Source organism: Lysinibacillus sp. K60 (assembly GCF_019731275.1).
Lineage (GTDB): Bacteria > Bacillota > Bacilli > Bacillales_A > Planococcaceae > Lysinibacillus > Lysinibacillus capsici.
In genome coordinates this window covers 369480-382621 of record NZ_JAASJR010000003.1, presented here as the reverse complement: position 1 = coordinate 382621, position 13142 = coordinate 369480, and the positions used below count along the sequence as shown (strand labels likewise).

The window sequence follows — 13142 nt, the reverse complement described above, 5'->3', positions numbered from 1 at the left end:
TCATCACCTCACTTTTTCATTGATTATGATTTTGATCTGTTAAATACTCGCCTTCTTTAATAATGCCAGCCTTGCGATCCTCAATTTCTAGCCTTAATGCAGTTGGTACTGAAAGCTTATAGGCTAAAATAATCGCAATAACACCCGCTAAAAACTTTCCAGCGATAACAGGCAGGATAATCGTTGGCTGGAAGTTCGCCGTGAATGATAAGTGATCACCTAATAAGAAGGCCGAACATACACCAAACGCAATGTTAATTACTTTATCCTTTGGTGGCATATGGCGAACTAGTGTGAACATCGCCAAAATATTCGCAATCGTTGCTAATAACCCCGCACTTCCTACAGAGGATAAGCCTAATTTTTTACCACCTGCTTCAAGTGGCTTGGAAGCATATTTTCGAATTAGATACACCATTGGGAAGGCACCCGCTAGCATAATCCCGATATAACCGGCTGTTTCTAATGCTCGGAACTGATCGATTTCATCAGCCATGATTGGATCGAAGCCCCACGCGCCAAAAATCTTTGTAAAAATACCTGTAAAAATCTCAACAATAGAGAACACTAACACCAGTTTAATTCCGGCATCCATTACACGACCGAATACCATGAAGCCAGTAATCATCCCGTTTGGAATAAGCTTTAAGCCTAGTGCGATTAAGATAACGAAAATGAATAAAGGTAGTAAGTTAATTAATATTTGTAAAACAGAAATGGCAAATACATATGTAGGAGCCTCTGTTGTACTAATGACTTCACGTACTTCTGTGTTGAATAGCACAATCATGATAGAAGAAATAAATGCACCAATCGGAATTGTTAAAACGCCAGCCATAATTCCTAGCGCCATGTATTTATGATCACGTTTATCCAACATCGCAAGGCCCATTGGAATCGAGAATACGATAGTAGCACCTGACATAAAACCAACAACAAGAGCCATTACCCATCCCTCATAAGACTCCTTTAACGCATTGGCTAATTGGTAACCACCCATGTCCGATGCTAAAATCGTCGTCGCTGCAATTGCCGGATCTGCACCAATTAACTCAAAAATCGGACTAATAAAATGACTAATAAACCATGTTAAGTAAGGTATAGCTGCCATGATCCCTGCTGCTGGGACAAAAATATGACCAACTGTATGGATCCCATTCATAAATTCTTTCCCAATCCCATACTCAGCATCTCGGATAGCTCCGATTGCCCCTAAAACAGCACAAATCATAATAATATAAACGATAATCGTTCCTATCATTGCCATCTTACTCATCACCCCTTTTTTATTTATAAATTTATATAAAAAAAGGCACTTTAAAGAAGAAATCTCTTTAAAGCGCCTTTGCTTCAACTATTGACTTGTAGGTTGTTAATAATTTGCTGTGCAATATGCACCATTTCCTGTTGTGTTTGCATGCTTTCATTACGAATCTTACGGTAAGCCTCGTCCTCGCTTATATTTTCAGCCTGCATCAGCAAGCCCTTTGCTCGTTCAATGACTTTTCGCTTATCTAATTGTGTTTGCTTATGTAAGATCTCCCCATTGAGACGGTTGAATTTATCAATTTGATGAAAAGCAACCTCTAGCACAGGCAACACATTTTTTTCAGAAAACGGTTTCATTACATATCCTAATATATTATCCTGCTTCATGTATAGCAACAATTCTTTTTCACTATAGGCCGAGATGAAAAGAACGGGTATACCAAGCTGTTGTTCAATAATTTTACTTGCCTTTAAACCGTCAAGTTTAGGCATTTTAATGTCCATTAAGATTAACTGTGGTTTATGTAAAAAGGCTAATTCAATGGCTGTTTCCCCATTGTTCGCTTGAGCTACAACTTCGTAGCCGTTATCTTCTAACATAAACTTCAAATCAATCGCAATCAGTGATTCATCTTCGACAATCATAACTTTCCTAGTCATTTACGATAAATACCTCCTCACTTACAGGGAACTGAATTTGAGTATGTGTACCTTCATTACTAGGGATAATTGAAAATGAGCCAGCTAAATCATATTCTACAAGCCTTGTGATAATCTCCATACCAAAAGATGCCTTCACCTCTTGCATTCCAACGCCGTTGTCAGAAATATGAAGCGAAATTGTAGAATCTTCCTGAATGAATTGAATATCGATGACTCCTTCATCACGTCCGATAAACGCATACTTTAATGCATTTTGCAGTAGCTCACAAATAATGAGTGCTAAAGAGACTGCCTTTTTTGAATGGCAGAACAGCTGCAAATTTTCATGATGAAAGGCTAGTTGAATAGTTGCTGTATTAGACGTACCAATCATTTTATGACCAATTTTTTTAGCTAATGCGATAACATCCACTCTTTCTTCAGCGTTATCTTCATTTTCTAAAATCAGCTCATATACCGATGAAATACTATAGATTCGATTTAATGCCTCTTGAAACGCACTTGCATTTGAAGCAGACAGATCATTTCGCATTTGCAAACGTAATAGACTTGTCACTGTCTGAAGATTGTTTTTCACGCGGTGGTGAATTTCTCGTATCGCAAATGTTTTCATCATTAGCTCATTTTCTTTCAGCTTAAGCTCTGTTAGATCATGAATAATGAGTAGTGTGACTTTCTCGTTATGACTGCGAATAGGAATCTTCTTCACAATAAAGGATTTACGATCAATCGTAATTTCTAGGAAAAAGACATCGTCACCTTTATCATAGACCTCCTGTAAAAAAGGTAAGATTTTATTCAACGCTATATTGTCAAAATTTTCTAATCCAGATAGCTCCGAAATAAAATGATAGCCTGCTGGATTACTATAAATCACTTTATTTTCGTGATTTGTGAGAATAATCGACTCTACGAGTAAATCAGAAACAACTGGAATTGGTTGAGAATTTGGTTCAACAATATGCTCAATTAATGCAAAGGGCATATTCTGAAAATCATCCTTCGGTGTCGTTTGCATCTTCACCATTTTTTCCTGAATCAATACAGCAATTACTTGCTGCTGCTCATTAAAAATTGGAATGACATTTTGCTCCACCGTTATGCCTTCCTGCGTAATTGCTCTGGAAATAGATGATTTTTCTTTATGTTTAAACGCAGCAAATACAGCTGGTTCAAAACTTTCAAATACGAATTTTCCGATAACTGATTTTTCGTATAAACCAATCTCTTTCTTCGGGAATGCCTCTGCCACAACAATTGCATGCGGTAAATTCTCCAACAGGCAATCTATGAACATGTAACAATCAGTCAACTCAGCATAATACGTTAGCGTAGCCTCTATTTCTATTAACTTGTCAATATCCGTTGCCGATAGATTTGTATATTTTCTACACAATGATTGAATGTTCGACAGGTTTAAGCCCCCTATCAATGAATAGTCAGCAAGCAATTTGACTATTCTTAAAAATCTTTGTCATTATTATAAACCTTTTGTGAAATTATTTTCAATATAAAAAATATATTCTTTCACAAGATTTCGTTGCATTACAAAGAACTATATAGCTTAAAAGAGAAATATTCAACAGTTTTTTAAAGATCCATAATTTAACTACACACATAATGTTATTTCAATATAATAAAAAAAGAGCTTACCTTTTGGGTAAACTCGCTTCTTTCTATTTTATTTCTGGTACAACTGCTACTATATTTTCAAAGGCTGCACGCTGTTTTTGTTCATCTTCATTTAATAAAATGTGAATATCACCATGGTCATTCGATGTACGAATTAAGCGCCCCATCCCTTGCTGCAAGCGTAATTGCATGAAAGGTAATTCCACTTCCTCAAATGGGTTTTCTGCAAATGTACGTTTCGCATCAAACAATGGGTCCTGTGGAGGAAACGGTAAATCATAAATAATCACACGCGTTAATGCTTCCTCAGGCAAATCTAACCCTTCCCATAAATGATATGAACATAATGTTTTAACTGTTCCTTGCTGGAAGTCTCGAACAATGGCTGATAGCTCTCGATCTCCCTCAAATGCTACATACATACGTTCCATTATTGGTAATTCTGCCTTGAAGTTTAGCATGGCTTGCTTCGATTTAAATAAAATCAACGTTTGCTCGCCATCACGCAACAACTGCTGAACACGTGCTGTTTTGTCTCGTTGTGTAAGCTCATGTAAATAGATTTTCATAACCTCTTCATAGTCGAATGGGGATGGCACAGAAAATGATTGGTAATCTCGAATTCCTAAACTATAGGCAATATAAGAAAAGTCTTTATTGACCGATAGCGTGGCAGAAGAAAAGACGATTGGAAGCTTTTTAGAGAATAATTTTTCTGCTAAAACTTCTGTGATTAAACGAGGCATAATGACGAGCGTTTCTTCACCATCTGTTTCCTCTAACCAATCTACTGCATCTCCCTGTGCGATGAAAATACGCAACGAAGCCTCATATTGTTCTAAATATTCTTCTGCCATATTTAGCTCATATTCAGGAATCATGTACATTTCTGATTCAAAAACGAATTCTTCCATCAATGTTTCTACATCATCTATTAACTGCTTCCCGTAAGTAAGCAATGTTTTTGATTTGTTTATGCGTTTGCGATCTTCATTAGAAGCGACGATATCATCGCGAAGTTGATCAAAAAATAGTTCATGATCATCCTGTAATTTCTCCATTGCATACAGTGTGCGCTCGCGTACACCATCTACCATCAAGCGCTCCAGTAATTGCACAATAGTCGTCGCCTGTACTTTATAGGTCATCGCTTTTTGCGCAGCATACTCCAATAAATGTCCTTCATCCAGCACCATCATTGATACCTCAGGCAGTAATGCTAGCTGACCTTCACGCTCACGAGATTCCTTTGTAGCCAAATGCTCCATTAGAAAATCTTGTGAACAAATAACAAGATCGGTTGATTTTCGATAATGAGAGCGATGCAACGTTTGCCCACAGCGATTCCGAAGATCACAAACCGAACATTGCATAATCGAATTGTAATTAACCTTTTGCCAATCCTCATCACTGACTGTTGGATAATCACTGCGTTCCCCATATGGATGAACAGCAATCATTGAACCTTGTGCATAAACACCATCAGGGATAGAAAAGGAAATATCATCAATCCATTCATCCGACTCCACTTTTTCTGCTTCCTCAAAGCGTTTTAAGCATAAATACTGATCTCTCGATTTTGCTAGGCGAACATCAATATCAAGTCCTAACGTTTTTTGGAGTTTATAAATATCGCCCCCCTCTTTTACAAGTTGGTCGATTAATGTTTCATCTGCACAAGCAATCAAGGCCGGTTTCCCTGTGTAACGTGCATAGGAAATAGCTGGAAGCAAATAAGCGATCGTTTTGCCAGTTCCCACTCCCGCCTCCGCAAAGAGAACATTTTTTTCTTTTAGTGCTTGTTCTATTTGATAAGCCATAAAGATTTGCTCATCACGGCATTCAAAGCCCTTTTCTGGTAATTCATCATAAAGAACATCGCCCATCCAGTCACCTAATGAATCAAAAAATGAACGGTCCTTTGATAATGCAAATGGTAAAGATTTACGCAATTAATGTTCCCCCTCTTACTATCTGTTGCTATTATACGCGACGAAACGGAAGATAAGAAAAAATCTTATCTTCCGTTACTATTCGTTAATCTCTTTTAGACTTTTGACCCCAGAACTGATAATAATTTGTTTCAATAAAACCATTAAATAATTTACGTTTTTTCGTCGCTTGGCGTCCATATAATTCTTCAAAATTCTTCATGGAGGATAGCATATAAACAGACCAAGTTGGATAGTTTTTCATGACCTTCCCAACATCACGGATCACCTGTTCCACTACTTCCACATCACCAATACGCTCTCCGTACGGCGGGTTCCCAATCATGACACCATCCGTTAACTGTGTTGTAAAATCACGTGCTTGCATTTGCTTAAACGTGATTAACTCTCCAAAGCCTGCTTCTATTGCGTTTTCTTGCGCAATGCTGACCATGCGGTGATCAATATCGGAACCAATAATTTCTAACGGCTGATCATAGTTCGCTAAACTATCTGCTTCATCACGAACCGTATCCCAGATTGCCGCTTTCATCCATGGCCATTCCTCAGAAATGAATTCACGGTTATAGCCTGGAGCTATATTTTGTCCAAACATCGCCGCTTCCAATGTAATAGTACCAGAGCCACAGAATGGGTCAACAAACGGACGATTTGGATTCCATTTTGAAATTTGTACAAGTGCAGCTGCTAATGTTTCTTTTAATGGTGCCTCACCTTGTGCCTGACGATAGCCACGCTTATGTAGGCCAGCACCAGATGTATCAATTGTTAGTGTCGCCACATCTTTTAAAATCGAAACCTCAACTTTGTAAGTCGCTCCAGATTCATCCAAAAAGCCAAGTCGCTTATAATGCTGTTTCATTCGCTCAACGATTGCCTTTTTGGTAATGGCTTGACAATCAGGTACACTAAACAATTTCGATTTTACGGACTTTCCTGAAACAGGAAAAGCAGCGTCCACTGGTAAATACTTCTCCCAAGGGAGTGCCTTCACACTTTCAAATAATTGTTCAAACGATTTTGCTGGGAATTGCCCAACGACAATCTTTACACGATCCGCTACACGTAGCCATAAATTGGTACGCGCAATCGCCGTTTCATCGCCTTCAAAATATACTTTGCCATTGTCAACGGTTGTTTCATAGCCAAGTGCTTTTACTTCTTGTGCCACAATAGCTTCTAAGCCCATTGCTGACGTAGCTACTAATTGATAGTTTGCCATAGATTATTTCCTTCCTTGATGCTCAATTTCCCAATACTCCATAAACTCCATCAATTCGTTTAATGGGAGTGGTTTGCTGTAATAATAGCCTTGGATTATATCACAGTTCATTTTACGTAGTATATCCACTTGTTGTGCTTGTTCTACACCTTCAGCAACAACTTTCATTTTTAAGCGATGGGACATTTGAATAATCGCATCTACAACTGCCTGTTTTTCATCGAGTGATCCAATATGCTGGATAAAGCTACGATCAATTTTTAAACAATCTAATGGGAAGCGAACTAAATAACTTAAAGATGAATAGCCAGTCCCAAAGTCATCGATTGAGATTTTAAAGCCTAATTGTTTTAAACGAACCAATTTACTAACTGTCTCATTGGCACTGTTCATCACCGTTCGCTCTGTCACTTCTATTTCAAAATTGTTAGCTGGCATATTATAGCGCTCTAATATTGTTTGGATCGACTCCAAAAAATTCTGCTGTTTAAAGTGAATGCTCGAGATATTAATGGCGACAGGTGTTTTCCAACCATATTGTCGCATTTGAATGACTGCCTCACATGCTTTTTCGATAATGAGCTCACTTAATGGAATGATTAGACCTGTATCCTCCGCATAAGTGATAAACTCAGCAGGTGAAACAAAGCCTAGCCTCTCGCTATTCCAGCGGACTAGTGCTTCTAAACCTTGAATTTGCTCATTTTCCATAGAAATCTTTGGCTGAAAATGTAGCTCAAATTCACGATTTTCTATTGCTCTTCTTAACTCAGAATCTAGCAATAGCACTCGTTGTGCGTCTGTTTGCAGCTCATCAAAATAGAAGGAATAGCCGTTTAATTCATTCTTTTTTGAATAAGTCATCGCTCTATCTGCACAATTGATCAGTTCTTCTGTGTTTTTACTATCAACTGGATAAACGCTAATACCAATACTCGTTGAAATAAAAACTTCCTGATCATTTATCATCATTGGCTGTTCAATACTACTAATAATTTGTTCAGCGAATTGTGCAGCCTCTTTAACATTTTTCACATTCGTTAATGTAATGACGAATTCATCTCCGCCATATCTTGCAATAATATCTTTATTTTTCAGTAATTTTTTTAGTCGATTTGCTACTTCTATTAAAATTGAATCTCCAACAGCATGGCCTAATGTATCATTAATTTGCTTAAATCGATCCAAATCTAAGAAATAGATCGCATGCTGCACTGAATGAGAAATAGCAGAAGTCGATTCCAAGAGATTATCCATTCTTTCGATATAGGCAAAACGATTGGATACATCTGTTAATGAATCCGTGAGCAAACGCTTTTCTAATTCATTTTCTACTATTTTTCTTTCAGACAAATCTGTGAAAATACCACAGTAATTTGTAACCTCACCCTCATCGTTGGTTACACAAACAATTGTTAACCATTCAGGATATACGTCTCCAGTTTTACGACGATTCCATATCTCACCTTGCCAAATGCCTTCTTGTCGTATCTGCTCCCACATCTCTAAATAGAACGGCAATTCATGTACACCAGATTGTAAAACGGCTGGCGTTTTTCCAACCACATCGTCACATGTATAGCCTGTCACAAATTCAAAGGCAGGATTAACCATTACTATTTTTTTGTACTCATCAGTAATCATGATACCTTCAGATACATTTTCGAAGATTTTAAGTATTAAGGTAGTCGGATATTTAGATATCAGTTTCAGTTTATCCGTACTTTCCCAATTGTTTACTCCGTTCATGTTTCCGCTCCATCCTATCTCTCTATACTCCCTCTCAGAAGGGCATTTACGTCAGGCCAACCACTATGTAATCTATTACGCTCGGTGTAATTGTCACTGACGCTTCTCTTTCGTGCAATGAATGCGTCCAGATTTTTCGAACTTGCTCGAAAAGCGCCTCAAGTAAATCTATGACAATCGCCGAGGCATTCTCTTGATAAACAGGTAACCATACACCTTCAACTGATAAACCATTTAAAGAGGTGGTTGTTATTCCTGGCGTTTGCTTACATTACAAAATATGTGAGCAGTCAAGATCAATACATCACATTGATGCGATAACCGTTTTCAGATGTTGTGACTTAGAAGCGGTAGCGATACTTCTCAAACGTATAGCGCATACCAAGACTTGATTAACAAGGTTACTTTTTCCTCATGAATTCAAAATAAAAGCTCTCCACCGAATTGGAGAGCGCTTGTTATTTCGTAGATAAGCATCAAAAAATTCCATAAGCCATGTTTTGTTCCTGAGTACTCAAACAGCTTGCGCCTCGTACGATCAGGTGGTAATCATCTATCTACAGAGCAAACTCTGTCCCTCTATCCGTTCAATTCCTTCTAGAGAGTGCCCCTACCATAATTTGGGTTTCTCACTCGTGGGGTTTACCTCGTTCCACCTTGCAAGTTTCCAAGCAAGCTTCGTCACTGTGGCACTTTCAGGAAGTGTCAACCATATCCAGAGGACTTAGGTCTTCCTTCCGCCGTCAGCCTTAATAGCTGCCTTACCTTATTTTTTCAGTAAGCACGAACACTACGGTCATCTCAGAACCGTGCGAGCATGGACTTTCCTCTACGACGTCTAGCGCCGCAGCGATTACCAGAATTTCGTGATGATACGAAAGATTATACTAGAGTTTTATGTTAAATACAATATAATTAACTAAATTTATTCGTACAGCTTGCTACCAAATACATGTTTTTCTAAATTAGAAAGACGTTTTAAAATATCAAAATTCGTTGTACCAGCTGCCGCTGAAGCAACCGGTTGTCTCTTAGGTGTGCTTTCAATTTCTTCTTTTAACTGTCTATTTTCTTCACGTAGTTGGGCCACCACTTTTTCAAACGTTTCATAGTCTTGAATAATTTCATCAAGAAAAGAATCTACTTCTTCTACATTGTAGCCTTTAAAGTTCTTTTTAAATTCCTTTTCAAGGATCATTTTTGACGTTAATTTAATGTCCATTCACATCGCCCTTCCTCACACTACATACACGAATACATTATAGCATACTTCATCACATTATATCGTCTGAAAATACTAATTGTAAGGCTAAACTTGTCGTTTCATGCGCTTACCCAAGAATTTATTTCTTATTTCCTAATCTGTGTAGTCTCTTTTCCCAAGAAATTCCCCATTTTTGTTTTTGTTCTGCTCTCCATTGCCCATTATTTTGAATGAGACGTATGCCTTCCTGCGTATAATAAAGGGCCTGCTCATAATCCTTCATTTGGTGCTCATAAAGTATGGCTAGCTGCTCAAGGGCATGTAACTTTGTTCTTGCTTCAACAAAATGAAGGGAGGCCACGAATGAGTCAATAGCTTCACTATAGCGTTTATTTTTCTTGTGCTGCAAAGCTAAATAATATTGAGCATGACCCGCTTCTAGTGCATCAAATTTCGATGTCACCTTTTCTAAAATCCTCACACTTTGTGTGCTTTCTCTTAAATCACCATACCATTTCCCAATGTTGGTGAAAGTTTTTGCCGATTCTTCATGGTCCTGCTCGAACAATAAATACGTAGAATGACTATACAGTGTGATAAGTGATAGTAAATCCCACTCATTATGGTGCAAAACCTTTATAAGAGCATCTGGAATGCCACTTTTCACTGCATCCAAATAAATAATAGGTGCGAGATGGCCTGGAATATCCCCTTTACGCGAAAAACCAAGCTTTTCTTCCTCAACAGATTTTAATTTTAAGCGCTCCATATCATTTTTCCATAAACGCTTCGAACTATGCAACAAATCGATCTGTCGCTGAGAGCGTAATTTTGGTAAGGTTTTTTGATGCAATGTCCATCGTGTTTCAAGCTGTGGCCAATCAAAGCTTTTCCCATTATAGGTAATCACAGTAGCTGACTTTTGCCAAAGCTTGGATTCAAATAAGAAGGCTGCTTCATGTGCAGGATCTGCCATAATATATTGTGTGAGGATAAAGGATTCTTCAGCTACCTCTAAAAATCCAAGCAAAAAAATATGGGTCCCAACACCCTTTAAACCTGTTGTTTCCGTGTCAAAAAATAAGACGGACTCTTCCATATCGAGCGCATAAGGATGCTCAAACTCAGCATCTTGCCATTTTTTCAGGGCTTCAAAGAATGATTGCAGTTGATAATGTCCATGCTGATAGCTAAACGGATAGCTTACCTGACGCTTAAATACGATGCCGAAATCATTTTCAACAACCGTTAATCCCGCCTGTTTCCATTGCTCTGTATAGCTTGGCCTAGCAGGTTTTTGGAACGCTGGTTCTTCAACTTTTTGTTTAGCGGACATCGTTTTTTTTCCCAGCATTTTTTTCATTTGTAATATTTTATTTTCGTAAGACATGAATTTCACTCATTTTCTGCTTATTGTATAAGACATCTCTCTTGCAAGAGTATCATGATTGTTACCCCATTCAAAGTCATTATGTCTAGCTTTTCACGACTTAGGAGCAGAAGCTAACTATGCTATCCGCGAAATCAAGATAAAAAACGCAATGGAAAAAATCCCACTGTGTTTCTAACTGTATCACTTTCAATTAAATACATAGGCTTCAATTTGATGTAACCAATCTGACGCGCTTTCCTGCAGGTTATCTTCTATATAGCATTCTACATTATTGAGGATAATAATGGTAAAATCAGTCTCTACATAACGGCATAACATCGTAGAATAACCAGGCCAACCACCACTATGAAATACCTTTTTTCCTATTTTGGTGATTGATCAATGAACCAACCAAAGCCACATGGTGTTTTTTGGCCATCCTTTGTTACAGTTGCGGACATAGCCAATTCTAGTGATGAAGCACAAAGCAAATGACCATTTTTTAAGCGCTCTGTCAATCGAAAATAAGTCCATTATCGTTGAATGACCCATTCCATCCCCTTGGATTCCGTCTAAATAGTTCACAAATTCATAACCTGGAAGATCGTCAGGAAAGGTAAATAATGCACGATTCACATCACGGATATAGCCAAAAGCAAAATCCTCAACCTTTTCAGGCTGATATCTCCGATTCATGACCCTTATTCGTTGCATGGCTGACGGTTTAAATATATGGTGTAACATGAACATGGTATAGGACATACCTGATACTTCTTCAATGACCATCGCTAGGCAAACATAGCCTGTATTACTATATTGATATTTTTCACCTGGCTCAAAATTGGCCTGTGGTCTATGTTCGGTTAGTAAACGAAGTACATCTGTATTTGTTGCAATATCTCGATGATCCTTCATTCCCCCTCACTAACAAAAATACATACTGTGCTCAGGGGAAGTGTACGCTAAGCTAGCAACGGCATCTTGTACAGTCTGGTATTCTAACAACCATTTCCTTGCTTCCAGCTCTGTATCTAGGATTTTCGCAATCTCGAGCAACTTTTCACGCCATGATAAACTACTCCACGCAAGTCGATAAACATGCCCTCGCTTTTGTAATACTGTCAGCTGCTCATCCGTCACATTATCTAAGCAAAATATATAATCATAATGCGGATTTATAAAATGTCCTCTTTAAGGGACTCTCTACCAGCGACATAAGACTGTTACAAAGACGGATGATTTCTTCTGTTTGTTCAAGATTTATCACTTCTCCTCCATCATTCGTCTCCCATCGCTTTGCACTTTGAGAGAGGGCATTAAAGGTAATAAGGTAAACTGTAGTTAGCTTCTCTAATTCCACCTTTAAGATGCGAGCACTTTCAGCAGAGCAGAGGTAAACACCATTTTTGGGCAGTCTGTATTGGTGATCTCCAAGCATTAAATTAGCAGTCCCCCTTTGTGGTAAACAGTAAGCAATGGCTCTCAAGGCTTTGCTTGATAAAATCTTAATATCAAGAAAATGAAAAAGAAACTGCGTCATATGATCGAATAGCAAATCGACTTCCTCCTCCCCACAAATCTAGAAGGTAACCTTCGTTTCCGTAACTAATAATATTTATAAAACATAAAAGGGCTTGAGGAACGAACTTACTTATTCCTTAAGCCCTCTTTATCTAATTTAACATCCTAAGTAAATCTGAAGCAGTATCCACTGTACCATCCGATCTACAAGATAAAGGGATAGCGTATTTATGGTTATTCTTTATCAAAAGCAGATTACAATACAGCATAAATTGTTAAATATTAGTTCCACTTTTCCGTGCGAAAATACAAAAATTTAATTTAATGGAAAAAGAAGAATCCCACAGAAAAACTTAATAATTAAACGTTTCTTTGTGAAAAATGAATCGTAACTTTTTACAATCATCGTGACTTTATTTTAAATATCGTATCTTTTTTATAAACATCAGATCTTTATTTCAAAGCTACTTTTCAGAGTAAACTAATGACATAGAAAACTCCCCCTTAAGATAAATCAGATTTTTATATTTTATCTGTCTACCTTAAGGGGAGCATATC

At 37.8% G+C, this 13142-nt stretch carries 10 protein-coding genes and 1 other RNA gene; all 11 read right to left on the bottom strand.

Annotated features, from left to right (window positions below; translation table 11 throughout):
- Window positions 1–16 precede the first annotated feature (16 nt).
- Window positions 17–1267 (bottom strand): ethanolamine utilization protein EutH, encoded by a 1251-nt coding sequence (gene eutH, locus HCH28_RS09190; protein WP_004269313.1) that lies wholly within the window; start codon window positions 1265–1267, stop codon window positions 17–19.
- A gap of 83 nt (window positions 1268–1350) precedes the next feature.
- On the bottom strand, window positions 1351–1929 hold the full coding sequence (locus HCH28_RS09185; protein WP_004269312.1) for an ANTAR domain-containing response regulator: 579 nt from the start codon (window positions 1927–1929) through the stop codon (window positions 1351–1353).
- Complete coding sequence (locus HCH28_RS09180) at window positions 1922–3382, bottom strand: sensor histidine kinase (protein WP_221680698.1); 1461 nt, start codon at window positions 3380–3382, stop codon at window positions 1922–1924. Before HCH28_RS09180 ends, HCH28_RS09185 begins: the two co-directional genes overlap by 8 nt.
- 226 nt (window positions 3383–3608) lie before the next feature.
- Window positions 3609–5516 (bottom strand): ATP-dependent DNA helicase, encoded by a 1908-nt coding sequence (locus HCH28_RS09175; RefSeq protein ID WP_221680697.1) that lies wholly within the window; start codon window positions 5514–5516, stop codon window positions 3609–3611.
- 85 nt (window positions 5517–5601) lie between these two features.
- Window positions 5602–6738 carry a THUMP domain-containing class I SAM-dependent RNA methyltransferase gene (locus HCH28_RS09170; protein WP_221680696.1) on the bottom strand — a complete coding sequence of 379 codons (1137 nt, stop codon included), beginning with the start codon at window positions 6736–6738 and terminating at the stop codon, window positions 5602–5604.
- A gap of 3 nt (window positions 6739–6741) precedes the next feature.
- Window positions 6742–8487: a GGDEF domain-containing phosphodiesterase gene (locus HCH28_RS09165; RefSeq protein ID WP_221680695.1), complete on the bottom strand. Its 1746-nt coding sequence runs from the start codon at window positions 8485–8487 to the stop codon at window positions 6742–6744.
- Between the two features lie 484 nt (window positions 8488–8971).
- An RNA gene (gene rnpB, locus HCH28_RS09160) (RNase P RNA component class B) lies at window positions 8972–9352 on the bottom strand.
- A 60-nt stretch (window positions 9353–9412) separates the two neighbouring features.
- Window positions 9413–9709, bottom strand: coding sequence for a cell division regulator GpsB (gpsB, locus tag HCH28_RS09155; RefSeq protein ID WP_004269307.1), 297 nt, complete (start codon window positions 9707–9709; stop codon window positions 9413–9415).
- A 121-nt stretch (window positions 9710–9830) separates the two neighbouring features.
- Window positions 9831–11081: a ribonuclease H-like domain-containing protein gene (locus tag HCH28_RS09150; protein WP_221680694.1), complete on the bottom strand. Its 1251-nt coding sequence runs from the start codon at window positions 11079–11081 to the stop codon at window positions 9831–9833.
- Between the two features lie 381 nt (window positions 11082–11462).
- Complete coding sequence (locus HCH28_RS09145) at window positions 11463–11978, bottom strand: serine hydrolase (protein ID WP_221680693.1); 516 nt, start codon at window positions 11976–11978, stop codon at window positions 11463–11465.
- Window positions 11979–12225: 247 nt separating this feature from the next.
- Window positions 12226–12618 carry a hypothetical protein gene (locus tag HCH28_RS09140; protein ID WP_221680692.1) on the bottom strand — a complete coding sequence of 131 codons (393 nt, stop codon included), beginning with the start codon at window positions 12616–12618 and terminating at the stop codon, window positions 12226–12228.
- Window positions 12619–13142: the final 524 nt, after the last annotated feature.